The sequence below is a fragment of the Priestia sp. FSL W8-0001 genome (genome assembly GCF_038050335.1).
GTDB classification, from domain to species: Bacteria; Bacillota; Bacilli; order Bacillales; family Bacillaceae_H; genus Priestia; species Priestia flexa.
The window spans coordinates 2546201-2572093 of the sequence record NZ_JBBPAL010000001.1 but is presented as its reverse complement, the minus strand read 5'-3'; the positions used below and the strand labels follow the sequence as shown (position 1 = coordinate 2572093).

Annotated in this window: 28 protein-coding genes; 18 read left to right on the top strand and 10 right to left on the bottom strand. The window is 36.6% G+C overall.

Annotated elements, in window-relative coordinates; genetic code table 11:
• The 7 genes from MKZ18_RS13720 (at window position 1) to MKZ18_RS13690 (ending at window position 6332) form a co-directional block, all read left to right on the top strand.
• Complete coding sequence (locus MKZ18_RS13720; protein WP_025910827.1) at window positions 1-1530, top strand: glycosyltransferase family 2 protein; 1530 nt, start codon at window positions 1-3, stop codon at window positions 1528-1530.
• Entirely contained in the window at window positions 1517-2746 is a 1230-nt protein-coding gene (locus MKZ18_RS13715) for a nucleotide sugar dehydrogenase (protein WP_175384206.1), read from the top strand. Before MKZ18_RS13720 ends, MKZ18_RS13715 begins: the two co-directional genes overlap by 14 nt.
• A gap of 15 nt (window positions 2747-2761) precedes the next feature.
• A complete protein-coding gene (locus MKZ18_RS13710) occupies window positions 2762-4189 on the top strand; it encodes a glycosyltransferase family 2 protein (RefSeq protein ID WP_025910829.1) in 1428 nt (475 codons plus the stop codon).
• 139 nt (window positions 4190-4328) lie between these two features.
• Entirely contained in the window at window positions 4329-4721 is a 393-nt protein-coding gene (locus MKZ18_RS13705) for a DoxX family protein (RefSeq protein ID WP_025910831.1), read from the top strand.
• 218 nt (window positions 4722-4939) lie between these two features.
• Window positions 4940-5068, top strand: coding sequence for a hypothetical protein (locus MKZ18_RS13700; RefSeq protein WP_257788897.1), 129 nt, complete (start codon window positions 4940-4942; stop codon window positions 5066-5068).
• A gap of 430 nt (window positions 5069-5498) precedes the next feature.
• The gene (locus MKZ18_RS13695) at window positions 5499-6029 is read left to right on the top strand and encodes a PCYCGC domain-containing protein (protein WP_225002302.1); all 531 of its coding nucleotides are present in this window, start codon (window positions 5499-5501) and stop codon (window positions 6027-6029) included.
• A gap of 120 nt (window positions 6030-6149) precedes the next feature.
• On the top strand, window positions 6150-6332 hold the full coding sequence (locus MKZ18_RS13690; RefSeq protein WP_025910834.1) for a hypothetical protein: 183 nt from the start codon (window positions 6150-6152) through the stop codon (window positions 6330-6332).
• A 38-nt stretch (window positions 6333-6370) separates the two neighbouring features.
• Here MKZ18_RS13690 and MKZ18_RS13685 read toward each other — a convergent pair whose 3' ends face one another.
• Window positions 6371-6835, bottom strand: a complete 465-nt coding sequence (locus MKZ18_RS13685; protein WP_025910835.1) for a YtxH domain-containing protein — start codon at window positions 6833-6835, stop codon at window positions 6371-6373.
• Between the two features lie 334 nt (window positions 6836-7169).
• Here MKZ18_RS13685 and MKZ18_RS13680 point away from each other — a divergent pair, with 334 nt between their 5' ends.
• From MKZ18_RS13680 to MKZ18_RS13660, 5 genes are all read left to right on the top strand, one after another.
• The gene (locus tag MKZ18_RS13680) at window positions 7170-8645 is read left to right on the top strand and encodes a glycoside hydrolase family 32 protein (protein WP_025910837.1); all 1476 of its coding nucleotides are present in this window, start codon (window positions 7170-7172) and stop codon (window positions 8643-8645) included.
• Between the two features lie 181 nt (window positions 8646-8826).
• Window positions 8827-9246, top strand: a complete 420-nt coding sequence (locus MKZ18_RS13675) for an organic hydroperoxide resistance protein (protein WP_206782517.1) — start codon at window positions 8827-8829, stop codon at window positions 9244-9246.
• Window positions 9247-9394: 148 nt separating this feature from the next.
• Window positions 9395-9700: an antibiotic biosynthesis monooxygenase family protein gene (locus MKZ18_RS13670; protein WP_340842495.1), complete on the top strand. Its 306-nt coding sequence runs from the start codon at window positions 9395-9397 to the stop codon at window positions 9698-9700.
• Window positions 9701-9825: 125 nt separating this feature from the next.
• Window positions 9826-10086, top strand: a complete 261-nt coding sequence (locus tag MKZ18_RS13665; RefSeq protein WP_237071996.1) for a hypothetical protein — start codon at window positions 9826-9828, stop codon at window positions 10084-10086.
• Window positions 10061-10561 (top strand): GNAT family N-acetyltransferase, encoded by a 501-nt coding sequence (locus MKZ18_RS13660; RefSeq protein WP_025910841.1) that lies wholly within the window; start codon window positions 10061-10063, stop codon window positions 10559-10561. The genes MKZ18_RS13665 and MKZ18_RS13660 overlap by 26 nt, the downstream gene beginning before the upstream one ends.
• A gap of 143 nt (window positions 10562-10704) precedes the next feature.
• Here MKZ18_RS13660 and MKZ18_RS13655 read toward each other — a convergent pair whose 3' ends face one another.
• Both MKZ18_RS13655 and MKZ18_RS13650 read right to left on the bottom strand, forming a co-directional pair.
• On the bottom strand, window positions 10705-12150 hold the full coding sequence (locus MKZ18_RS13655; protein ID WP_025910843.1) for an MDR family MFS transporter: 1446 nt from the start codon (window positions 12148-12150) through the stop codon (window positions 10705-10707).
• 113 nt (window positions 12151-12263) lie between these two features.
• Window positions 12264-12893: a TVP38/TMEM64 family protein gene (locus MKZ18_RS13650; protein WP_062687128.1), complete on the bottom strand. Its 630-nt coding sequence runs from the start codon at window positions 12891-12893 to the stop codon at window positions 12264-12266.
• A 195-nt stretch (window positions 12894-13088) separates the two neighbouring features.
• Here MKZ18_RS13650 and MKZ18_RS13645 point away from each other — a divergent pair, with 195 nt between their 5' ends.
• Window positions 13089-13694: a poly-gamma-glutamate hydrolase family protein gene (locus MKZ18_RS13645; RefSeq protein WP_025910845.1), complete on the top strand. Its 606-nt coding sequence runs from the start codon at window positions 13089-13091 to the stop codon at window positions 13692-13694.
• Here MKZ18_RS13645 and MKZ18_RS13640 read toward each other — a convergent pair.
• Window positions 13691-14290, bottom strand: coding sequence for a TetR/AcrR family transcriptional regulator (locus tag MKZ18_RS13640; RefSeq protein WP_062687129.1), 600 nt, complete (start codon window positions 14288-14290; stop codon window positions 13691-13693). The genes MKZ18_RS13645 and MKZ18_RS13640 overlap by 4 nt on opposite strands.
• A 120-nt stretch (window positions 14291-14410) precedes the next feature.
• Here MKZ18_RS13640 and MKZ18_RS13635 point away from each other — a divergent pair, with 120 nt between their 5' ends.
• Window positions 14411-14962, top strand: a complete 552-nt coding sequence (locus MKZ18_RS13635) for a hypothetical protein (RefSeq protein WP_062687133.1) — start codon at window positions 14411-14413, stop codon at window positions 14960-14962.
• Between the two features lie 153 nt (window positions 14963-15115).
• Window positions 15116-15823 carry a TerC family protein gene (locus tag MKZ18_RS13630; RefSeq protein WP_025910850.1) on the top strand — a complete coding sequence of 236 codons (708 nt, stop codon included), beginning with the start codon at window positions 15116-15118 and terminating at the stop codon, window positions 15821-15823.
• Window positions 15824-15894: 71 nt separating this feature from the next.
• Here MKZ18_RS13630 and MKZ18_RS13625 read toward each other — a convergent pair whose 3' ends face one another.
• The 5 genes from MKZ18_RS13625 to MKZ18_RS13605 form a co-directional block, all read right to left on the bottom strand.
• On the bottom strand, window positions 15895-17703 hold the full coding sequence (locus MKZ18_RS13625; protein WP_251385455.1) for an acyltransferase family protein: 1809 nt from the start codon (window positions 17701-17703) through the stop codon (window positions 15895-15897).
• A 241-nt stretch (window positions 17704-17944) separates the two neighbouring features.
• Window positions 17945-18559 (bottom strand): S8 family serine peptidase, encoded by a 615-nt coding sequence (locus MKZ18_RS13620; protein WP_251385454.1) that lies wholly within the window; start codon window positions 18557-18559, stop codon window positions 17945-17947.
• Between the two features lie 233 nt (window positions 18560-18792).
• On the bottom strand, window positions 18793-19353 hold the full coding sequence (gene maa / locus MKZ18_RS13615) for a maltose O-acetyltransferase (RefSeq protein ID WP_182840836.1): 561 nt from the start codon (window positions 19351-19353) through the stop codon (window positions 18793-18795).
• Window positions 19354-19434: 81 nt separating this feature from the next.
• Window positions 19435-20532 (bottom strand): GerAB/ArcD/ProY family transporter, encoded by a 1098-nt coding sequence (locus tag MKZ18_RS13610; RefSeq protein WP_251385453.1) that lies wholly within the window; start codon window positions 20530-20532, stop codon window positions 19435-19437.
• Between the two features lie 442 nt (window positions 20533-20974).
• Complete coding sequence (locus tag MKZ18_RS13605) at window positions 20975-21715, bottom strand: Cof-type HAD-IIB family hydrolase (RefSeq protein ID WP_100347097.1); 741 nt, start codon at window positions 21713-21715, stop codon at window positions 20975-20977.
• Window positions 21716-21967: 252 nt separating this feature from the next.
• Here MKZ18_RS13605 and MKZ18_RS13600 point away from each other — a divergent pair, with 252 nt between their 5' ends.
• The gene (locus MKZ18_RS13600; RefSeq protein ID WP_251385452.1) at window positions 21968-23596 is read left to right on the top strand and encodes a family 14 glycosylhydrolase; all 1629 of its coding nucleotides are present in this window, start codon (window positions 21968-21970) and stop codon (window positions 23594-23596) included.
• Between the two features lie 61 nt (window positions 23597-23657).
• Here MKZ18_RS13600 and MKZ18_RS13595 read toward each other — a convergent pair whose 3' ends face one another.
• Window positions 23658-23846 carry a hypothetical protein gene (locus MKZ18_RS13595; RefSeq protein WP_025910858.1) on the bottom strand — a complete coding sequence of 63 codons (189 nt, stop codon included), beginning with the start codon at window positions 23844-23846 and terminating at the stop codon, window positions 23658-23660.
• Between the two features lie 248 nt (window positions 23847-24094).
• Between MKZ18_RS13595 and MKZ18_RS13590 the strand changes: the two genes are divergently transcribed.
• Together MKZ18_RS13590 and MKZ18_RS13585 are read left to right on the top strand one after the other, a co-directional pair.
• Window positions 24095-25057 (top strand): carbohydrate ABC transporter permease, encoded by a 963-nt coding sequence (locus MKZ18_RS13590; RefSeq protein ID WP_025910859.1) that lies wholly within the window; start codon window positions 24095-24097, stop codon window positions 25055-25057.
• Window positions 25057-25884, top strand: a complete 828-nt coding sequence (locus tag MKZ18_RS13585) for a carbohydrate ABC transporter permease (protein ID WP_025910860.1) — start codon at window positions 25057-25059, stop codon at window positions 25882-25884. The genes MKZ18_RS13590 and MKZ18_RS13585 overlap by 1 nt, the downstream gene beginning before the upstream one ends.
• The last annotated feature ends 9 nt before the right edge of the window (window positions 25885-25893 follow it).

Sequence of the window (25893 nt, the reverse complement as noted above, 5' to 3'; positions counted from 1 at the left end):
ATGAACGTATCCGTTATCATTCCAGCATGTAATGAAGAAGAGTCATTGCAAAGTGTGATTCAGGCAATAAAAAAGATAGCACCTTTTGAAATCATTGTTGTTGTAAATGGGGCCACTGATAATACAGCTTTAATTGCAAAACAAGAAGGGTGTAAAGTGTTAACGTACGAAGAGAAGCTTGGGATTAACATTGGTCGAGCAATTGGAGCAAAAAAAGCAAAGGGGGATATCCTTGTATTTCTAGACGGAGATATCGTTGTACCCTTTGAAGAACTAAACCAGTATGTGCAAGCAATTAAAGATGGCCATGACCTTGCATTGAATGACTTGGAATGGACAATGAAGCGAAAAATTCGTCCTCACGTAGTGGCTGTCTCAAAATATATGCTTAATTTAAGCTTAAAAAGACCAGATTTAACAGTTCAAGCAGTTACCGCAATTCCACATGCTATAAAGCGCTCAGCAGCTGAAGAAATCGGCTTTGAGAATTTAGCGCATCCCCCATTAATGCAGACACTTGCTATTTTAAAAGGAATGTCTGTTGTATATCCTTGTTCCACAGATGTTATTTATACCAACCGTATTCGTAATACCCACAAGACGCTTGTTCCTAATTCTCCGTTTCCCTTTTCAACCGAATCAATTTTAGCTGATCATTTAAAAGCTTTTTCTCACTTAATTCATCAGAAAGGAGTAAGGGGAGGACTTACGGATGGAAATCGTAACCGTACGATTGTATCAGAATATACACCCACTCTCCTGAAAAAAGAGAGATGTAAAACAAGTGCGATTATTCCAGTTGGAGAAGAAAGAGAAACGATTCATCTTGTTATTCAAGAAGTGCAAAAAGCAGGTGTTGAAGAAATTATTGTGGTAGCAAATGGGTCAGATGAAATAACGATTTCAAGAGCACGTGAAGCAGGCGCAACGGTACTTGTGTATCCAAATAGGCTTGGACATAATGTTCCAAGAGCAATTGGAGCAATGTATAGTTCAGGTGATATTTGCTTGTTTATTGACGGTGATATCGTTATTTCTGCTGAAAATCTTCAACATTTCATCCGTGCAGCTGAAAATGGAGTTGATGTTGCGCTCAATAATTTGGAGTGTTTATTAGATCAAGTCCATCCTCTACATTCTGTTAGTGCTGCAAAGTATTTTTTAAATGCTATTAGTAAGCGTCCAGATTTAACCATTAACACAACAACTGCAATTCCTCACGCAATAAAAAGAGAAGTAATAGAGAAAATCGGGTACGAATCGCTCATCATTCCTCCTTTATTTCATTTGAAAAGTTTGTTAGCAGGTTTTACGGTTAAGGCGATTCATTTTGTAGACGTAGCGCGCACCAATCGCATTCGAAAAGAGCACTTAAAGACAACAGGATTGCCTCAATCAACGGAAAGGATTTTAGGAGACCATATTGAAGCAATTGCTTATCTACTCAATCAAACAACGGAAAGAGGTCTCTTTTTAAAAGATACAAGAAGACATGACATTTTGTCTGAGGTGATGCGTGATGAAAACTAAAAAAGTAGCAGTATTAGGACTTGGATACGTGGGATTACCCTTAGCATTATTGGTTGCTAAAAAAAGTTTTGATGTGATAGGTCTTGATGTTGATCGTAGCAAAGTGAACCTACTTCATCAAGGGAAAAGCTATATTCCAGATGTATCAAATGAGGAGATTAAAAGAGAAAAGAAATTTAAAGCTCAATGTTTACAAGACGGAATTGAAGAGTTTAAACAGTGTGAATATGTAATTGTGACGGTTCCAACACCAATTAACGATCAGCACGAACCAGACTTAACAGCAATGATTAAGGCTTCAGAGTTTTTGCAAAAGGAAATGGTTGCCGGACAAACAGTAATCTATGAGAGTTCAACTTATCCAGGTACGTTAGAAGAAATTGTTTTACCAATTCTTTTAAAATCAAAGCTACAAGTAGGAAGCGACTTTTATCTCGCTTATTCTCCTGAAAGAGTAGACCCAGCAAATACGCACTATCACATTGAGCAAATCCCTAAAGTGATTAGTGGATATACGGAAAGCTGCTTACAAAAAATTAGCGAATTTTATGGTAGCATCTTTCAAAAAGTAGTTCCTGTTTCGTCACCAAACGTGGCTGAAATGTGTAAACTATTTGAAAATATTCAACGGTTAGTTAATATTTCTCTTGTGAACGAAACAAATGTATTATGTGAACAGCTGAACATTGATTTTTATGAAGTACTTGAAGCAGCAGCAACGAAACCATTTGGATTTACTCCTTATTATCCCGGACCTGGAATTGGTGGGCACTGTATTCCTGTTGACCCACTTTACTTTGTATGGAAGCTCAAACAGGCTGGTTTAAAAAGTGAACTCATTCAAGCAGCTCATGAAATAAATGAACAAATGACTGAACATGTTGTGACACTCGTTGAAAAGCAGCTTGATAAGAATGAGAAAAATGTTTTGGTCATTGGCATCGCGTATAAACGGGATGTAAACGATGTACGGGAGTCACCAGCATTGCCTATATGCAACGAGCTAATTACAAGAGGGTATAATCTATCATATCATGATCCATATATCGACACTTTTACGCTAAATGGTTGCAACATTCAGTCTGTAGAGCTTACTAAACAAGCGGTGCAAACAGCCAATGTAGTCTTAATCTTAACCGACCATCAAAACATTGATTGGTCACTTGTGAAAACTGCCGCGAAAATAGTGGATACAAGGGGAGTATTAAGGCGTTAAAAAGGAGGGCGTAATGTGAAGAAGCTTTCAATCATTCTAATTGTTCAAAATGATGAAGCGACAATAAGGCAAGTCATTCGCAGTACTCGCTGTTTAAATCCTCATGAAGTGATTGTCTTAGCCAAGCAGTCAATGGATGGATCGGTTTTAATTGCAAAAGAAGAAGGCTGTATTGTGAAAATAGAGAATGGTGAAGAAACAGCACATGAATTGCGAATGAAAATAACTCGCATGTGTAAGGGAGACGCCTTTTTATATTTAGACAGCGATTATATGATCTCAGAGAAACAAGTAAAACAATTTGTTCAACCACTTTTATTTAGTCATTGTGATGTGGTTTTAAACAAATGGGATGAAGCATTTCAGCATGATTTTGGAAGGTTTGAAGTCATGTGGAGCAGGGTTCTACATGATATGTGTAATAAACCTCATTATACCAATGCTTATCTTTCTCCTCCATATGCATTTACTAAGGAAGTATATAGTCAATTATCCTCTGCTGCTTGTACAAATCCTCTCGCTTTATTTGTTGAACTACAAACGAACTCCTTCCGAACAAGCCATCACCTTTCCATTACAACTTTTGGAGAAGGGAAGTTTGCTCCTGGTGCTTTTGAAAACAAACGAGCTGAATATAAAGAAAGATATAAGGAGCTCTTGGACAATTATATAGCTAAAACAGAAGCTGTTTCAAAAGCTATGAACAGAACGGATGCTTATCAGCCGTATGAAAACATTAGCAAAGGGTGGGGAAAACTTTCCTCTTTTTATAAAGGAAAGCAGCTATCAGTTGTCATACCAGTAAAAAATGAAGCGAAAACGCTACAAGAAGTGATCAAAGAGGTTCGGAAGCTTGAGCCTCTTGAAGTTATAGTTATTGTGAACGGCTCTACGGATGAGTCAGAACAAATTGCCAAAAATATGGGAGCGAAAACAATTGTTTATAAGAATGCGTTAGGGCATGATGTAGGTCGAACGATAGGTGCCGAGGTTGCAAAGGGAGACATTATTTTATTTGTAGATGGAGATTTTAGTATTAAGGCTTATGATTTATACCCCTTTGCAAGAGCAATAGCAGATGGCTTAGATGTAGCTTTAAATAAAAGTGAAGATGAAAAAAGCTTATCTCATAGTGTGCAGGCTTGGAAATTTCTATTAAATGAAATGAACGACAGAGGAGATTTATGGATGAGCTCGCTAACTGCAGTTCCGCATGCGATTAGCAAACAAGCGATAAATAAGATTGGTGCTCACATTCTCTCTAGTCCTCCTATGGCGATGTTGAAGTGCTTTCAAAATCAATTAAGCATAGCTTCTGTTCATGACGTTAACGTAAATAAACAGAATCGTTTTCGATTTCATGAGTATCTTCCAACAAATGTAATTAACTCAACGGCAGAGCTTATTATTAAAGAGTATATGAGAGCTTTTTATTTAAGTTGATAGCAAAAATAAACCTACTTACTAATAAAATGTAAGTGGTTTATTTTTTGTTACATAATTATAATATAAAAATAACTTGTAATTATATATATATTGCTACTAAAATAGTGATAGAGGATACATAAAAGGAGGAACTAACATGAAGAGTTATACAATTGGTACATTCTTTATACGTGTTGTATTAGGGTTAACATTTTTTATTCATGGCCTAAGTAAATTTCAAGGCGGAATTGACGGAACTGTAGGTTTTTTTGAAAGCATTGGTATCCCTGGTTTCATGGCTTATGTAGTAGCAATTATAGAACTAATTGGTGGAGTTGCTGTTATTGTTGGACTAGGCACACGAATTGTTGCAGCATTGTTTGTTTTTGTTATGCTAGGAGCTATTTTTACAGCAAAACTGGGAGCGCCATTTGTGGGAGGATATGAGTTAGATATTGCACTTCTAGCTATGTCTTTACATCTTGTCTTTGCAGGAAGTGGAGCATTATCTTTGGATCAGCTCTTGAGGAAAGATGAAAGCTACTTGTAAAAGAAGGGGCGCAGTTCAAGGGTGTGCTTCTTTACTATAAGAAAACGTTAATCGTTTTCAATTTAACATGGTAATATTTTTATCACTAAATGGTATTGAAAATTCGTGAAAAAAGAGTAGAATGTAGGAATATCCTTTTTAAAAAAGGGTATAGAGAAAAGCAGGCGCTTAACCGGGATGAACAGCGTATATTTCAAAGTAGAAAAGGAGATGTTCATATGCCAATCATTCTAAAAGATGTTGTAGTGGGGTTTTTCTCAATGGCCGCTGCAGGTCTATTCGCTTTTCAAGGAATCGAAGTTGTGTCAGCAGTTGTAGACCTAGTACAATCTTGGAAACAAAACTAACATTCAATTATAAGAGAAAGAGACTGAGACATAAGTAGTTTAGCCTCTACTATACCTGAACGATTGAGAGTTCATAACTTTTAATCGTTCAGGTTTTTTGGATGATTGTGAAAACAATGTTGGAAACAGGGTGGAATGGAGCGTAGGACACTCGACTCCTGCGGGAAAGAGAGGGAAAACTGAGATCCCGCAGCGCAGCGAGGAAGCTCAGGTTCCTCCCCGCGGAAAGCGAGTGACCGTAGCGCAATGGAACGAACGTGTTCAGACAAACCAAAGAGATGGGGATAGCTAGTGTTCGTTTTTTAGAAGCAATCATTTTGTTATGTCCCAAACTCTTTTTTTATCTCTTCTGATTGCAAAATAAGTAAATACATATAGTAGGAGGAAATGAACGGTTCATATGCTGTATACTATTAGTAGATAAAATTCCATGAAAATTGTACAAGGTACAACAGGGGGGAAAGTGATGAACTGTGGAAAGTGGATGATTTTAGGGATAGTTAGTACAAGTATTGTACTTACGGGATGTGGAAAAGAGAAAAGTAGCAGTGAGCATGAATCTCATTCACATCATGAAATTGAAACGACAGCGGACATTCGTGAAGAAACAAAAAGCAATGAAATTTTACCAACGTTTTTAAATGATAAAGACGAGAATATGAAGGTTGTATATCGCTCAGTTGGTAAGCATAAAGAGCTTCTTGAAAAGATTCCATGCTACTGTGGCTGTGGTGATACAGTAGGGCATACAAGTAGCTATGATTGTTTTATTTATGAAAACAAAGTAGGTGGAGCTGTTGTATGGGATGATCATGCAACAAGGTGTGGGATATGCTTAGACATTGCTGCGCAGTCGGTAATTGAATACAGTCAAGGTAAAAGTATAAAGCAAATTCGAAATGATATTGATGAAAAGTATAAAAAAGGATACGGAAAACCTACTCCAACTCCTAAGATATAGCAATGCCTGGAATGGAATGTTAAGTATAAAATTCCTTCCAGGCATTTTATTTTTTGATAAAAATAAAATGTGTTATAATTAGAATAGTTAGAAAGTTTGAGTGGGAGAGGAGAGGTAATAATGCAAACCCCAGAAAGTTTAGAAGGGCCAGAGTATAAGTCGATGTTAATAGAAGAAGCGGTAAATCAAAAGTTGTATGATGAACAGAAAACTTATAATCTGTTAGGAAGAGTAATTTTAATTAGTTCATTATTACTTGTGTTCTTTGTATTATGGGGAGTGTTTAGTTTCTTTACAACGTAAAACGCTGCATGGAAGGCGAGCATCCACACAGCGTTTTTTTATTTTACTTCTTCAACTGATTGTTCTAATTCATTAACTTCAGTTTCGATATTTTCAAGCTCTTGTTTTATTTGGCTTTCTGCTTCTAGCGTAGGCACTTCTCCAATTGTTTCTTCCTCAACCTCTGTGCGTTCAGTAGTAGCGGCAGCTTCAAGTTCTTCAGTCGATGGACGAAGTGATTTTACTTTGTTTACAACTTGAACAGACTGTTCTGATACCACTTGTGAAATGCGTGCAGTGCGTTGCTTTAAGTCTTGTCCTTTTGCATAGACGCTTTCTTTGACTTGACCAGTTTTTGCTAATGCTTGATTTGCTTGATCTTGAATGCTAGCGCGGAGCTCTTTTCCTGACTTTGGAGCTACTAACAGTGCAGTTGCAACCCCGACAACGCTTCCTACAATGGTACCTACTAAAAGCTCTTTACTACCTCTGTTTACAACTTGTTTTACATTTTCTTCTTTCATGACATATACCTCCTCTTATAATATGTAATCATATGAAGGACCTACCATTTTGTTGAATACTTCCTGTAAAACATATTGCGTTAGTTAAAAAAATCTGCCGCTTGCCGTCGGATGCTCGTACAGGTTGATGAATTTTGATTGTTATATAATATTCAACCATCCTTCCAAGAACCCTTCTTTTTTGACATAAAAATTGTAAAAAAACTTATCTTTAAAATACGACACAATAAAACGACAAGATCCGTTTTGGATTCGTTGGATTTTTAAAAGAAAGTTTTATATGATAGAGTGTGAAACAAAATGCTTGTTGAATGTGTTGGAGGGATTTATACATATGTCTACATCAAAATATCGAACAATTTTTGAAGCGAAGCCCGGCGAACTTGAAGAACTAAAAAATAAAGCGAAGCAGGATAGCTGGCAACCTATTTATCATATCTATCCTGAATATGGCTTAATGAACGACCCAAATGGTTTAATCCAACTTAATGGAGAATATCATGTTTTCTATCAGTGGTATCCTTACGGAGCAATTCATGGTATGAAGCATTGGGCACATGTGAAATCAAAAGATTTAGTAAACTGGGAGAGACTTCCTGTAGCGATTGCGCCGACAGAAAAGTATGAGTCACATGGGGCATATTCTGGAGGTGCCGTTGTGAAAGATGGAAAAGGGCTCCTTTATTATACGGGAAATGTAAAGTATGAAGATGGATCTCGTACAGCAAATCAATGCATGGCCATCTTACATGAAGATGGTACCGTAGAAAAGTATAGTCAGAATCCTGTAGTAGAAGGCGTGCCAGTTGGTTATACCGGACATGTTCGTGATCCAAAGGTATGGAAAGAAAACGACATGTACTACATGCTTCTAGGAGCACAGCGCGAAAACGAAACGGGAACGTTAATTGTATATGAATCAACTGATGCGCTCGATTGGCGTTTTAAAGGTGAAGTAAAAACGAAGCTGCCGGATTTTGGCTATATGTGGGAGTGTCCTGATTACTTTAAATTAGATGGAAAAGACGTTTTTGTGTTTTCACCGCAAGGCATTCAGGCAGAAGGTCATAATTTTCATAATATCTATAATGTTATTTATGCAGTAGGCACATTTAATCTAGATGATCTAACGTTTGACATGGAATACTATCGTGAAATCGATAAGGGTTTTGATTTTTATGCTCCCCAAACGTTTGAAGACGAACAGGGAAGACGTTTAATGTTTTCGTGGATTGGAAATCCAGACGTCGAGTATCCATCTGATCAATATGGTTGGGCTCACGCTTTAACTCTTCCGCGTGAGCTGTCATTAGAAGGAACAGAATTAGTGCAAAAGCCTGTTTCTGAACTAACAAAGCTTCGCGATGATGCAGTTCATTTTCGCGGGCGTTTAACAGACGAAGAAGTTATTATTGATGAAGCTACTAACAATGCCTATGAGATAGATATGAGCTTTACGAATATTGAAGCTTCTCAAGTAGGCTTTCAGCTTTTTAACAGCAAGGAAGAAACACTAACGCTTGTTTTTGATCATGAAAAAGAAGAAGTGCGAGTAGATCGTTCTCATTTCAAACATCAATATGCTACAGATTACGGAGTTGTAAGAACGGAAAAATGGGAATCAGCTTCTTGTGTTGATGTTCGTATTTTCGTTGATAAAAGCATTCTAGAAGTATATATTAACGGCGGAAAAACAGTATTTACTTCACGCATATTCCCACAAAAAGATTCGAAGTCAGCTGTTACGGTATTTGCAAAAGGCGAAGCAAATTATCAAATTGCCTACTATGGGTTATCACGTGGAATCTAGAAGCGGTAAGAAAGGTCAAGACTTGTTCTTGGCCTTTTGATTTTGAATATAACAAATTTGATACATTATGTTGTGGAAAGCTAAGAAATCAAATTCTTAGCTTTTTTATCTTTATACTTGTTTTTTAAAATTAAATTGTGTACAATTAAATAAATAAAGATACAAAAGGAGAAATGAATTAATGAAAACTTTATATGAAACAACAGTTATTAATACAGGTGGAAGAAGTGGTGAAGTACATTCGCCAGATAATATTTTTAACTTAGAAGTTGCTGCACCATCATCACTAGGAGGTAATGCCACAACCGAAACAAATCCAGAGCAATTATTTGCGGCTGGCTACAGCACATGTTTTAATAGTGCTTTAGAATTCATGTTGAAAAGACACAGCGTTGAGATTGAAAGCAGTAAGGTCACCGCTACTGTACGTCTTGGTACAGATGCTAAAGATCAAGGAGTTAAATTAGAAGTGGATTTAACGGTTCATGTGGAAGGATTAGATTTAGACATTACGAAGAAATATGTAGAAATGGCCCATTCCTATTGCCCTTATTCAAAAGCAATTAGCGGTAATGTTGATGTGAAAATTGACGTTGTTTAATTAAGCGAGCTCCCATGAAGATATTTTCATGGGAGCTCTTTTATATCAAATGGGACATAAATTAAATGTAGGACGACCGATTCGTATACATTAAAAACGTGCTGTAGTAGACTGAAAAGTAAGGTTTAGCGACATTGGAGGGGAAATAATGTATACGGTATTTTCAACATTTGATGTACCTGATGAAAAGGCAGAAGAAGTCATCAACATTTATCAAAAGCGATCAAGGAAAGTCGATCAAGCTCCTGGTTTTGTGGATTTTCAGCTGTTACAAAATGATAAGCGTGCAGGAGAGTTGACGGTGCAGCTTGCATTTGAAACGAAAGAGTCTTATTTAAAATGGATGAGAAGCAAGGAATTCAAGGAAATTCATGAGCTTGAAAAGAGATATCCAGATCAAGAATTAGCAGCGGTCATTCCGAGCATACGTCAATATAAGGTTGTGGCTACATGACAAACCTTCCTGTAAATAAAATTGTAGAAAAGGTAACAGAACAAATTTATGAGCAAGAGCCTACGCTTTTACAAAAATTTGGTGAACGAGGGAAGCAAAAGTGAATCGAGGACAATCACTACCACATGAGATATTTACATACGTCATACCTGCTTCAAAATGAAGCTGTGTTTAGCGATTACGCCTTATGGTTAAATAGTTTGTTAACGAGTCGAGGCATGAAAACGAAGCATATCATTGATAATTTTATCCTTATTGAAGAAGTTCTTTTGGAACTAGCTGGAGATAGTGACGAACCAGCTAAATCGTACATCTTATATTTGCGAGCGGCGAATGAAGTGTTACGAAGAGAGGAGAAAAATGATTCGATTACTGACGAAAAATGATGCAAGACAATACGTAAAGCTAAGGCTTGAATCGCTTTTGGAAAGCCCAGCTGCCTTTTTAAAAACCTATGATGAAGAAGCTAGCACTCCTCAATTAGAAGAAGAGATGGGAGAGAAACTAGTGAAAGAGCATTTTTACACATTCGGTTCATTTCGAGGTGAACAGCTTATAGGAATGATTACACTTCAAGCAGAACAGCCTTTAAAAATTCGCCATAAAGGTAACCTTTTAGCAATGTATGTAGCAAAAGACGCACGAGGAAAGGGAGTTGCAAAAGAGCTTGTGCAAGTTGTGTTGGATAAAGCAAAACAATTAGGACTTGAACAGCTGCAGCTCACCGTTGTTTCAACGAATAAAGAAGCAATCGCGCTATACGACTCGTTTGGGTTTGTGACCTATGCGGTTGAACGAAATGCACTAAAGTATAAAGGACAGTACTGGGACGAAGAGCATATGGCTTTATCATTAAGATAAGCTTCATAATGTTGATAGTAAATCATTGATTTTTAGGAGCTACTTATATGGTTATATACAAAACAAGCCCGCATTAAAGAATGAAGCGGGCTTGTTTTATCTATATAGAAGTAACAGTAGAATAATGGTGTACCTTTAACAAATTAAGATTGAGAGAGCTCTTTTTGTCCTACTTTTTTGATTAAGACAAATCCGATAATGACAGCAAAAAACGCAAGAATCATGATGCTAGCAAATACCGTATGAATACCGACAAAGAGATGCCCTTGAACAGAAGCTAACGTATCAGGATCTACCTTTTGGTGCTCAAATGATGAATTAATCATTGAACTATCACCGCCGTTTGCATTCACTTGAAGGTTAAAAAGAGTACCAAATACGGCAGCTCCTAAAGTCTGGCTAAATGTATTCGTAAAGGTATTTAAAGAAATAGCTGTTCCACGTTTTTGTTGTGGTACAGAGCCTTGAATAATTAGCATGAGTACGGGCGTAATAATTCCCATACCTAGGCCGAGAATTCCAATTGAAGCATAAATGGACCAATCAGATGATTCCTGTGTTAATGAAAATAAAAAAGACGTTGCAATCAATAAAAAAATTGTTCCAAGCGTAATGACATATGTAGGTCTTAGCTTTGCAACCAGATGCCCTGAGAAAATAGAGGCAATTGTCCAACAAACTGGCATTGGCATTAACATAAAGCCAGCAGCTGTGGCGCTTTTTCCGAGAATTCCTTGCGTGAATAAAGGAAGGTATACTGTAATGCTAATTAGAATACCGCCCATAAATAGTGTTAAAAAGTTAACGGTTGTAATGGTAGAATTCGAAAAAAGATTGAGCGGTACAAGCGGTTCAGGAGACCTTTTTTCAATCCAAATGAAAAGAATGAATAGTACAAACGCGCTGCTAAACAAACCAATAAGTAAATCATCTGTCCACTGCTGTGTTTGGCTGCCTGTTAAAAGTGCATAAAGTAACGCGATAACTCCTAATGAGAAAGTAACAGCACCTGGGTAATCAATATGTCGTTTTTCTTTTTGAATTTGTTCTTTATAATATTTCACAATCATAAACAAGGATAAAAGACCGAATGGAACGTTTAAAAAGAAGATGTAACGCCATGACAGCGTATCAACTAAAAATCCTCCTAATAATGGACCAATGACGCCAGAAACACCCCACACAGCGCTAATCCACCCCTGTGCTTTTACACGAGCTTGAGCTTCTTTATTTAAGTCGCCAATGATGGTCATTGTAATTGGCATAACTGCTCCTGCACCCAAGCCTTGAAAAGCACGAAAGATGATGAGCTGTGTCATATTCATTGCCATTCCACATAGAATTGATCCAATTAAAAAGATAATAATACCAACTAACAATACGCGTTTGCGTCCGAATAAATCAGCAAGCTTTCCATAAATAGGCGTTGAAACAGCCGTTGCTAACATGTAAATTGCATAGACCCAGCTCACTAGTTCAATACCTGATAGATCACTTGTAATTCTAGGCGTAGCGGTACTGACGATCGTTCCTTCCATCGCTGCTAGTGATGTAACGAGCATGAGTGCAATCATAATTTGTTTTTTCATAGAAGCAGCCTTCCTTTCTTAAATAACTCCAAACTTTTACAGTATATCTTATTTAATATTATTAAACAATAAAGCTATTAAAAAATAACCAAGCATTCGAATTGTATGCTTGGTTATTTTGCAAGAAATCGTTTCCGCTTATAAATGAATTTGCCTATATAATAAAGTGCAACGGTTAAAAGAACAACCCCTGCAATGACGTATTCATTAATCATATCTGATAATAATCCTGCTGATAAAAGAGATAAGATGGTGAAGTAAATGAGGTTACCCGATGCCGTTCCCCATAAAAACTGCTGAAAGCGAATAGAGCTAACGGCGGCTACGAAGTTAATAAGACTAGTCGGAATGAACGGAAAAACTCGTACTTGAAAAACGTAGCTTGTTCCGTTTGCTTCAATTTTTTCAAGTAAAGAAGGCTTTATTTTTTTTAATAATCCATCCTGGAAAACATAGCGAACCATTAAAAAGACGCAAGCTGCTGCTAGCATACTCGTAAACCAACTCCAAATCAATCCTAGTTCGAATCCTAATAGATTTATGTTAATGGCAATGATTAATACAAGTGGAATCATGGTAAACGCATTTTGCACAAGCATGGCAACTAGCGTGAACAGCAGTGTTATTAGTAAGTTTTCTTTTAAAAAGGCTGTTATCTTATCCATATCACCAGTGCGAATCGAATTAAATAAATCAGTATTAGTAATACAAATGATTAATACAATAGCGACTAGAAAGAGCAAGCCTGCTTTTATCCACGTTTTAATTTGAAATCACCTTTTTCATTTGTTAAGTTAACAAACAGTAAATAGGCTTTTATTATATCTTAGCTCTCTGAAAATGAACATTAATTTACTATAGAAGGGAACTAAACTTACATGAATAAGTAGAGAAAAGGTATGATACGATAGGGTTAATAAAATAAGCGGGAGACAAGTATGAAGGACACATATAAAGATTTTGCTGAATTATCAAAGTTTGAACGAGCTGAAAAGGATTATCGAATTAGAACACAAGCAACCTCATCTGAACTGCTAGTGCTAGCCATTCACGGTGGGAGAATTGAGCAAGGAACATCGGAAATGGCTATTGCTATTGCAGAGAAACAAAATAGCTATTATCTGTTTGAAGGGATGAAAAGTGCTCAAAATCGTAAACTGCATATTTCATCTTCTCATTTTGATGAGCCTACTTTATTATCTATGTTGAAAGAAGCAGAATATGTTCTTAGCATTCATGGATATAAGGAGACAAAGAAGAAGCATACGCTAATCGGTGGGTTAGATGAAGAGAGAAAGAAGTGGGTATACAAGGCGTTGAGAGATGCGTCGTTTAGTGCTGAAATTGTTGGTCAAGACCACTTGTTATCAGGTACGCACAAGCATAATGTTGTGAATAAAGGAAAGCGAGAAAAAGGCGTCCAACTTGAAATTAGCTATCAAGAAAGAGACAGCTTTTTTCTAACAAAAAACCAGTATACGAATTCTTTTTATCGCTATGTAGCAGCAGTTCAATTGGCATTTGTAGAAAACGGCACACCCTAGGATGTGCCGTTTTCTTGGCCTGAGCAAATGCTTTGTAAATAATCACGAATAACAGCTTCAATTCTGTCGCTAGTTACTCGATCTCTGTCAAACATTGCGTGCAGTGCTAGCCCATCAATTAAAGCATAAAGCTTTTCTGATTCCAGGTCAGTGTTTATCTTTTCTTTTAATACGTTTTCATTTTCTAGGTAAAGCATAATTTTTTTCATACCGGAGAAAATTCCATCATCAATAGGTCCTTGATTTTTATGTTTATGATGAGCTGTGAAAGTAAGCCAAACCTCCATTTCAGCCATTTTTTCATCATTAGTTGGAACGATCTCTAGCAGCATTTTTAATACTTTTTCCTGTGGAGGAAGGTCCTGTGAAGCAATTGAAACAATTCGTCGCTCAGCTTGTTCTTTAACTAGTTCCATGGCATAAGCTAATAAGTCATCTTGGGAAGAAAAGTAGTGACGCAAGGAGCCAAGTGATAAATTTGCTTCCTTCGCAATATTTCTAACGGTAGTACCTTCCATCCCTTGCTTTAAAATAACTCGCCATGTTGCTCTGGCAATTTGTTCTTTTCGTTTTTGATGATCAACTAATTTTGGCATGAATTTATTGTAGCAATAAAAAAGACAAGTTGCAATTTTACAATACAGTTGTATTAATAAAAAAGAAATGCTAAAATGGATTTAAATAATACAACTGTATTAAAAAAGAGGGGTGGAGGCTTGAATTTTATTGCTTGGATGATTGTAGGGTGCGAAATTGCTTTTTGGATTGTTATTTTGTTAGGGTTAACAACACGATATATAGCTAAAAAAGAAAAGATGGGTTTTTTCCTTTTAGCATTAACGCCGGTTATTGATTTGATCTTATTGCTTGTTACTGGAATTGATTTATATAATGGTACGAAAGCGACGACTGTTCATGGTATTGCAGCCATTTATATTGGAGTATCGCTGGCATTTGGTAAGAGCATGATTAAATGGGCAGATGAGCATTTCTTATATTATGTGATGAAGCAGGGGCAAAAACCAATCAAACGTTTTGGAAGAGAGCACGCTAATCATGGGCTAAAGGGATGGTTTCAACATTTAGTTGCGTATGGAATAGGAGCTGGTCTTTTAGGTGCGCTTATTTATCTATTAAATGATTCACAACAAACAGAAGCGTTAAGCGGTATACTGCGAATATGGTCTTTAGTTTTAGCCATCGATTTGTGTATCACCATTAGCTATTTTATCTGGCCAAAAAAGATGAAAGAAACAATTAAACAGTAAGCTGTCCAGTGCTCACTTGTAGGTGAGCATTCTTTTTTGATGAAAGTAGGATAATAGGATGTATTTCGGTTATTTGAAAATTTTCAACTTATTTACACTGATATCCTTTATAATAGAAAACGTTAGAGAAATGATAGATAAGGGAGAAAGAGAATGGACATTTTAAGTGCAGAGTTTTTGTCAGCGCTTCTTGCTATTATTATTATTGATTTAGTTTTAGCTGGCGACAACGCAATTGTAATCGGTTTAGCAGCAAGAAAGTTACCCAAACATCAGCAGAAAAAAGTAATCATTTGGGGAACAATTGGAGCAATTGTTATTCGTATGCTTGCAACATTAGCAGTTGTTTGGTTATTAGAGATTCCAGGTTTACTTTTAGTTGGAGGAATTTTATTAACGATCATTGCGTATAAGCTCTTGGTTGAAGATCAAGATCATGATGTAAAAGCTGGAGATAGCATGTGGGCTGCAATTCGTACAATCATTATTGCAGATGCATTAATGGGGTTAGATAACGTATTGGCAGTTGCCGGTGCAGCACATGGAAGCTTTTTATTAGTAGTACTAGGGTTGTTAATTTCAGTTCCTATTGTGATGTGGGGAAGCACGTTAATTTTAAAATGGGTAGAAAGGTTTCCGATTATTATTATAATTGGAGCGGCAGTACTAGCTTGGACCGCTTCTAAAATGATTGTTGGCGAGCCGTTTCTAAAGCCTTATTTTGAAAATGGTTTCGTTAAGTATGGTTTTGAAGTGTTAGTCATTGCTGTAGTTATTGGAGCAGGGAAAATGAAACAAAGGAAAGCACAAAAGCAATCTGTAGAAGAAACTATTGAGAAAGCTCAATCTTTTTCTAAGTAGAACCGAGCTTATAACCCAAACAAAAAAGAGGTGCATTTCGCACCTCTTTTTGTTTGGGTTGAATTATAGGCTTATGAGATGTCCGTACTTTTTAGCATAGCTTTATAGATAAGCTTTGTTAATTGTTCGGCACCTTCTGGAAGAAGATGAACGCCATCCTTGGTAAAGTATTCTGGATGATTGGCTCCTAAAGTATGCCAATCAACAAGCATCACGTTTTTAGATTCTTTTGCTGCTTTTTCTAACTTCTCATTTACTTCTGTTTCCCATTGTCGTGGAACTCGTGCATTGATGAGATACACATCTGCTTTTGAGAACTGCTTAAGTAGTTCATCTAGCTGTTCTTCTGTAAAGTAACCATTCGTACCAAGTTGAATAATAACTGCACTAGAAGGTTCGTTAAACTGAGCATAGTTCTTTGCGACGTTTAACGCTTCTGATAGCTGTCGACCAACTTTGCCATCAATTACAATATTAGGATAAGTTTCTTGCAGGGGGTCAGCTAAGTTAAGCATGACTGAATCACCAATTGATAGAACTTGAGTATAGGAAGGTTCCTTTGCCGATGATTCTTTTTCTTTCAGATTGTTATCCTGTGATATTGGCTTTGCTGTTGTTTCAATATGAACGGCTTCAGGCTGTTTGCTTTCTGTTTTTTTAGGTTCTAAAATCCCCGTAACGCCAAGTGTAAACAATAAGAAAAAAATAACAAATACTATAGGCGCAGCAAATTTTAGATGAGAACGAAATGTAGCCGACGGTTTGAATGTTGGCAGTGTTTGCCTAAAGAAGGTTTTGAAGCCTTCTTTTCGTATAGGTTGTTCAATAAATCGATAAGAGATTTCTGCGATGAAACATGTCGCTATAACTTGTAAGCTGATATGTACATAATTGAACTCACCAAATTCAGTAGTAGGTGTTGTTAATGTAATAATAGGGTAGTGCCATAAGTAAATGCCATATGATCGTGTACCAATCCATCGTAACGGCTTAAAAGACAGTAGTTTACCAATTATGCTACTAGGGTGTGAAATCGTTGCGACGAGGACAGCGGCATTTAAACTAACTAAAAACATACCTCCTCGATACATTGATGGGGCAAATTCATTTAGTAATGAAGTGCATAAAAACACTAACAGCAAGCTTGTAAGGCCAGCAACGTTTAAAATGAATTTTCCTGTGCTTGGGACATTTTTAGAAGATAAGCGATAGAGTGGCCAAACAAATGCTAAGCAACATCCAATTAGCAATTCGAATGATCGTGTATCAGTGCCGTAATAAACGCGACTGGGGTCCATACCTGGTTCATATAGAGCTCCCATTAATAGTGCAGACACTAAGGATCCGCAGCTTATAATGAAAAGAACAGTCTTTTTCTTCCTTGTAAACCGCAGTCCAATTAGCAATAAAAGTGGCCATATGATATAAAATTGCTCTTCGATTGCAAGTGACCATAAATTTTTTATGGGAGAAGGTGATTGAAAGCTATCAAAATATGAAACATCTTGAAAAATAAACCACCAGTTACTTATATAGAGCAATCCTGCTATCGCATCCCCTTGTAAAGTAGATAAAAGAGATGGTTTGAATAAAACCGTCCAAGCAACTACGCATACAACCATGAAAAAAGCTGCAGGAAACAACCTTCGTATTCGGCTTTTAAAAAACGAAGGAAGGAGCAGTTTTTGATGCTCTTCATATTGTTTCAATAAAATAGATGTAATTAAATATCCTGATAAAACAAAGAAAATGGACACGCCTAAGAAGCCGCCGCTTGCCCAACTAAAGCCATAGTGATATGCAAATACAAATATAACAGCTAGCGCTCGAAGTCCATCTAATCCATGAACATATCGATGCTGTAGCTGAGTGTTAGCCATATTAAAGACTCCTTTACAATCTAAATTGTCATGTGTATGTAAATAATATTTTTATGAATCTGAAAGATAACCTTTGAAAATTTCAGAACAAACCACAAGATATATGGTACAAAGAATTATTTTACCCGTAAAGTATTTTTTACCATATCGTCATAAAATTTAACACTTTTAGCAAGAAAATATTTTTTGACGTAAAAGAACCGGACGTACCTTTGGTAAATCCGGTTCGTACTTTTAAATTTTATAGAGGAGAGCGCACGGCTCTGTCTGCATTTATTCTACCATAAACCCAGTTTGTTCCTGTACCTATTATTGGGTCACACGTATTTTGAATGACTGTACGGATTTGAGACGAGCTGCGCCCTTGAGCTGCTAATAATGCTGCTAATCCAGCTACGTGAGTGCCGTGGCCATTAAAGTCATTTGTGTCAGTATTGTTATCAATAAATTTATAGCCGGGAACTAATTTTAATGCGAGGTCAGGGCAGTTTGGCTGGACGCCTCTATCAAGTATTGCAATTCTAATGCCAGCATTGCTTTGAGTAACATCCCATGTAGAAGGAACACTTACTTTTTGAGGTCTGTATTGAAAGGAATAAAATGAATCATTTGGAATATAGGAAGCTTCAAACACGTAGTTTTGCTCTGCGTATTCAACTTCATCGAGTTCCGAGTATATTTTCATCATCTTATTAATATTCTTGGCTGTAGTAACTACTTGAAAGCCTAATGTTTCACTACAATATGAAGCTTCACATTTATATTTTTTATGAATTGAAGCGATTGTATTCTCATCAACGTTGTCATTAAATTTAACAATAAATTGATCTTGAGCAAATATTGATGCTTGTACCAATTTTTTAACTACAAAAAACAAAAGCGTAATTACACAAATTGAACCCGTAGTTAATGCAATCCATCGCGCTGCAGATACTCTCTTATCAAGAGAGTTGTGTACCCTAAGTCCCATTCGACTAGTTTTTTACTTATTTTTGGAACGAACAAAAAAATATCCGGACGATTGCAGGTTAGCAACCGTTCGGATATTTCATTGACTGAAATACTATATCCCAGTCTTCATTGGTCTCATTATATCTTAATTTCTTTAATAATTCGTGCAGGATTTCCACCAACGATAGCGTTTGGAGGAACGTCTTTGGTCACCACGGCTCCTGATGCAATAACTGCATTATCGCCAATAGTAACGCCTGGATTAATGACAGCGCGACCGCCAATCCAAACGTTATCCCCAATGACAACGGGCTTGCCGTATTCCCTACCGCTGTTACGTTCAACGGGGTCGAGTGGGTGAGTAGCTGTATAAATATGAACACCTGGTGCTAGCATACAGTTATCACCAATCGTTACAGGGCAAATGTCTAAAATTAAGCAATCGAAATTCGCATAGAAGTTTTCTCCTACATGAATGTTATATCCGTAGTCGCAGCGGAAAATAGGTTCGATATAAATATTTTCCCCAGTCGAACCAAATAGGTCTTTTATTAAACTCATGCGATAAGTATCATCTGTTTCAACTGCTTGGTTAAATAATCTGGTTACTTTTCTTGCATGAGTGCGATCTTTGATCAATTCAGCATCTCCTGATATGTACATTTCTCCTGCAATCATTTTTTCTTTTTCTGTTTTCATTTTTTATTCTCCCTACCCTTTTTATTTAACGTTTTCATATCGTAGTTTAGCGTAAAATTCGGCGTTCGTTAAGTAAAGTAGCTAAGAATCCACTAGCTTTTTCTTTATTCGATCAATAACAAAAAGGAAAAGAGGCAGAACAAAGCCGATTGTGCCTGTATAAAAAGGAGAAGTAGTAAGCGTGTAAGTTCCTAAAAACGGACCGCTTGGCACAAAGATATTGGAAGAAGCTAAAAATAATAATCCGATAGGTAGGGCTAAGAAACGATATGAACTTAAGTTAAATAACTGCGCTAATCCTAAGTTTAATACAAACAACAAAATGCTAAGCTTGAAGAAAATTGAAATAAACCAAATTATAGCGACAATTACTTCAATGCGGGTTATGAAATTTGTCACATTAATTTCTTGAGCCAATAGGTAGGTAGGAAAAAGACGAGTAGAAGTTTGATCTACTCCTAAAACTAAAATGCAAAGAAAGATAATGATAATTAAAAAAATACCGCCAATCAATGTACCAATATAAACAGGTGTGCGTTTTTTATTCGTCCATTTAACATAAGGAAAAATCATTAAAAAAACAACTGTATCCAAAAAAGGAAATGTCAAAAAATGCACTGTGGAAATGAAAATAGGTCGGATACCCGTAGTCAATAATGGTTGAAAGTGATCAAAGCTAATTTGTTTAATAAGAAATAATACGAGTAAACTAAAGAGAGCAATGACCCATGGAAATAAAATTTCACCAGAACGTGCCAAAACCTCAAGTCCTAAGCGAACGCCAAACAGCGATACGCTTAATACAAATACATAAATTGGAACAATTGGGGTTTCAGGCATAACTTGCGTAATGATAAAGTCACCAATATTATAAAGTGTTAAAGAACCTGCTACTAAAGGGAAAGTTAAAAAAATGATAGAAAACAATTTGCCAATCCATTTGCCGAGAATTTCTTCGGTGAACTCAGTAAATAGCATTGTTGGATATCGTCTTCCTAGTGCTATGTATAAAGGCATAATACCCAAAGCGATGATTAGCGTTAAAATACTTGTAATCCAAGCATCTTGTTTTGCAATTGAAACAATGATAGGTGGGATAACTAAAATAGCACTCCCAATTATATAAAGGCTAAGTAGCACGATGAATTGTTTTTCAGAGATTTTGACATATTTTAGCACGCTGGAAAGACCTCCTATACAAGGCATATTGTTTTTCAAGCCTTATATGCTCGTTAGTATGCCTAATTCGACGTTGCTTATGAATAATGAGAAAAAAAGTAAAGAGTTTAGGACATAACAAAATGATTGCTTCTAAATGACGAACACTAGCTGTTCCCATCTCTTTAGTTTGTCTCAACACGTTCGTTCCATTGCGCTACGGCCACTCGCTTTCCGCGGGGAGGAACCTGAGCTTCCTCGCTGCGCTGCGGGATCTCCGTTTTCCCTCTCTTTCCCGCAGGAGTCGAGTGTCCTACGCTCCATTCCCCCTGTTTCCAACATTGTTTTCACAATCAACCAAAAAACCTGAACGATTAAAAGTTATGAACTCTCAATTGTTCAGGTATAGTAGAGGCTGAATTACTTATGTCTCAGTCTCTTTGAGAAAGTGTAAATATAACTCTTACTTTAAAGCCCAGTGATAAATAGCTTCAGCAACACCATCTTGGTCATTGGTTTTAGTTATCCAGTCAGCTGCTTCCTTTACGACATCTTGCGCGTTACCCATGGCTACGCCTACTCCAGCTTCTGTAATCATTGCAATATCATTTAGGCTATCACCCATAGCCATTACTTCGTTCATTGACAGATTTAAGCGATCACAAACGGTACGAAGTGCTTTTGCTTTATTGATGCCAAGAGCGTTAATTTCAAGATTTGTTGGGCTAGAATTTGTAATTTCAAGATTTTTGTTTTTAGTTAATGTATCTAAAACTAATTTGCGCGTATCATCATCATGAATATCATAGCCAAACTTTAGCCATTCATGATTAGTAATATCCGTTGGAAACTCGTCCCTCCATACCTTTTCACTCGTCACAGCCCAAAAAGTTAATTTATGCTTTTGTTTTAAATCCCACATTTCTTGTATGTAATCTGGTTGTAGAATCGTGCGCTCAATTAAATTTCCTTCACCGTCCCAGATTTCACTCCCATTTACATTAATAATATAAGAGGAAAGCTTTAACGACTCAGCAAATTCAATACTAGTTGGGCGCGACCGTCCTGTACTTAAAACCACATGTATTCCTTTTTCTTCTGCTTGTGCTATAGCTTTTTGATTACCTTGTGAAATTTCACCTTCTGTATTTAATAGTGTGCCATCCATATCAAGAGCAATTAACTTAATTGATGGTTTATCCATAGTGCTTCACCCTTTCAAAAATGTTTTTTCTACTTTAAGCATAGCATGAACAAACCTTTTAAAAAAGAAAGGTGCTGAGTAAAGGATAGATCAAATGACTCATTTTTCAAAAAAAATGAAAAAGTTAATTGACGAATACGAAAGGGCTTTTCTATAATTTTATAGAAAAGAAATTCATCTTTTATAGAAAATTGCAAGCGGTTGCATAAAAAGAAAGATGAAGGCTTCTAACAATAATAAGGGGGAAAAGAGATGGGGAAAAGTTTTAAAGTGCTGTTAGCATTCATAATGAGTACAGCAATTATATTTACAAGCTATACAAGTACTCACGCAGAAGTCAAATCAGATTACAAGCTGTACGTTATGGCTCCTTTAGGAGAAGTTACGGATTGGGATCAGTTTGAACGTCAGCTTGTTCAAATGAAGAAGAATGGAGTATACGGCTTAACAACAGATATTTGGTGGGGAATTGTTGAAGCTAAGGGAGATAATCAATTTGATTGGTCTTATTATAAAAAGTATGCCAGCGTTGTTGAAAATTCAGGCCTGAAATGGGTTCCTATTTTATCCACACATCAATGTGGTGGTAACGTAGGAGATGATTGTAACTATCCAATACCTAATTGGCTGTGGGAAAAAGATGACATAGAAAGCATGGCATTCAAAAGTGAAACTGGGTTTGTTAATAAAGAAGCATTAGCACCTTGGTGGAACGGAATTGAAAAGCAGTATGAGGAATTATATCGCTCGTTTGCAAAAAACTTTGCTAATTATGATGATATCATTAGTAAAATTTATTTAAGTGGCGGACCAGCAGGAGAATTACGCTACCCATCTTATCAGTTTGCAGACGGATGGGACTATCCAAAACGCGGTCAGCTACAAGCATATACAGAAGGTGCAAAAGAAGACTTTAGAGATGAAATGAAGAATCAATATAAAAATATTAAAAATCTTAACAAGGCGTGGGGAACATCATTTAAGAAGTGGAATGATATTGAACCTCCAACTGACGGAGATACTTTCTTTACAAGCGGTGAAGCTTACAAAACTATATATGGAAAAGATTTTATGAAGTGGTATCAAGGGGCTCTTGAAGATCATCTTCAGACAATCTCAAAGCAAGCACATAAATACTTTGATCGTACGTTTGGCGTAGAAGTTGGTGCGAAAATTTCTGGTGTGCACTGGAAGATGAACGATCCTGAAATGCCACATGCTGCTGAATACAGCACAGGATATTATAATTATGCTAAGCTTCTAGACCAATTTAAAAAATCAAATATGGCGTTAACGTTTACTTGCTTAGAAATGGGAGACCAAGATGCACAAACATCTCCTTACTATAGTGCTCCAAAAACGTTAGTGACTCAAATTGCTACATTAGCAAACGAGCGTAATCTTTCGTTAAACGGAGAAAATGCGCTTCCTGTTATTAATAATGAATGGGGATTTGACAATGCATCTGAGATGGTATTTAACTATGACTTTGATGGTTTTACGCTTCTTCGTATGACGTATTTATTTGACGAGGCTGGGCATCCGACAAATGAACTTAAGATGTTGAAGGATAAGCTTGCGCTAAAGCCATTACCAGTTACGTTTAAAATGGAAGGTTTACAGCTAAAGAAAGGTCAAACGCTTCATGTAACAGGTAATCGAGGAGAGCTAGGTCGTTGGAATGCAAGCAACTATAACTATACGTTAAAACCAAAGCGAGACGGTAGCTTTGAGGGAACATTTGACTTAGCTGCTGATCGTGAGTATGAATTTAAGTTCTACATTAAAGATCAAAATGGGAAAATCATTTGGCAAGATGGTGAAAATCAAAGCTACAACACACCAGCAACGGGAAAAGGACATTACGTAGCAACTTGGTAATAAAATTGAAACAGCCGCTTATACGAATAAGCGGCTGTTTTGTATGATAGATGTTTCGTTTTTACTTTGCTTGGTCTTGATTGTCAGCATGTTCTTTTGGATTTTGTTTATCATGATTAGGAGACATCATGTTTGACATGACGACATGGCCATCTCCACCGCATACTTTGCACTTTATAAATGAAAGCAGCGCAAATCCAAATTTCGTTCCGCTTCCTTGGCAGTGTGGACAAACATAACGAAGAGGCATTTTGATACCATCCTTTTTTATAAATTCATTCCCATTATAATTTTTGTACCTTCCTCTCACAAGGTACAAAAGGTAGAAGAAGGTGGAGGAGATTTTTCTCTCTAGTTAAAAGGTAGGGGGTGAAAAATCATCGATTTTTGTTGCTTTTAGGGGAAGAGTTCAATATTTTCCACCCTCCTTGTCAATGTAATCGGTTTCAAAAAAGTTTATGCTGCACTAAAATGAGAGCATATAGGAGGTGCGGTTACATGGAGAGCCAAAGCAAATTGCAAGAAAAAGAGGTTGTGTCAGTAAATAAGCCAAGACAAACGAAGTCATCAATTCGCACAAGCAATCGTAAAAAGTGGAAAAAAGCAGGAATATTTACCTTGTTTGTAGGACCAGTCCTTTTAGCATTTAGCATGATTGTTTTATATCCGTTTTTATCAGGTGTTTATTATGCCTTTACCAATTGGAATGGTGTAACAGGAAATATTGAGTGGGTAGGATTAGACAACTTTAAGTACTTACTTTTTGAAGATAAGCAATTTCATGCTTCCTTCATTCTAACCGCGAAGTACACCGTTGTTGCAATCTTATTAACAAATGTCGTTGGGTTTGGTCTTGCATTACTTGTTACACAGATGCTTAAGACAAGAAACATTCTACGAACAGTCTTCTTTTTACCTAACTTAATTGGTGGATTATTACTTGGATTTGTATGGCAATTCATTTTTATTCGAGGATTTTCATCAATTGGTCAATTAACAGGATGGTCACTATTTGAGCTTCCTTGGTTGGGAGATGCAAATACAGCTTTTTGGGGCATAGTTATTGTCAGCGTATGGCAAGGTGCCGGTTATATCATGATTATTTATGTAGCAGCTTTACAAAACGTTCCTCAAGAGCTTCTTGAAGCAGCAAAAATTGATGGAGCGAACCGCTGGCAAACACTTCGTCATATTACACTACCAATGGTAGCGCCAGCCGTTACAATTTGTTTATTCTTAACCATTTCATCTTCATTTAAAATATTTGATGTAAACTTATCATTAACAAACGGTGGACCGTTTAAATCAACAGAAATGTTAGCGCTTAACATCTATACAGAGGCTTTCGTTAACAACCGTTATGGTATTGGAGAAGCAAAAGCACTGATCTTCTTCTTAATCGTAGCAGGTATTACAACGCTTCAAGTTATGTATACGAAGAAGAAGGAGGTTGAATCTTAATGCGCAATAAGTATACAGGAAAGACGTTTATTATTGAAATCTTAGCGATAATACTAGGTCTAATCTTCCTTGTTCCGTTTTACTATGTTATCGCTAACTCATTAAAGCCGTTTGCAGAAATCTTAACGAATACATCAGCTTTACCATCAGCATTTCAATGGCAAAACTACGTAACAGCTTTTGAAAGAATGGATTACTTACGAGTATTTAAAAACTCATTAATGATTACAGTAGCAAGTAATCTAATGATTGTAGTCTTTTGTTCAATGGGTGCTTATATGCTTGTACGTACAAAAACAAAGTTCAGTAACTTTATCTTTTTACTCTTTGTAGCAGCGATGGTTATTCCGTTCCAATCTATCATGATTCCATTAGTAAAAGCGGCAAGTTCGTTTGGATTAATGAACAGTATCTGGGGATTAGTTGTGATGTATCTAGGATTTGGTTCTGGATTAGCAATCTTCTTATATCACGGGTTTATTAAAGGGATTCCAGTAGAGTTAGAAGAAGCAGCAATTATTGATGGATGCTCTACATTTGGAGTGTTTTGGAGAATTGTATTCCCGTTGTTAAAGCCAATCACGGTGACCATTATTATTTTAAACAGCTTATGGATTTGGAATGACTTCTTATTACCGTTACTTGTTCTGCAAGATCCGTCATTGCGTACAATTCCATTAGCAACGTTCTTCTTCTTTGGACAATATACAAAGCAGTGGGATTTAGCACTAGCAGCATTAATGTTAAGTATCATTCCATTATTAATCTTTTTCTTCTCAATGCAAAAGCATATTATCAAAGGAATTACAAGTGGGTCTATTAAATAATGAATTTGG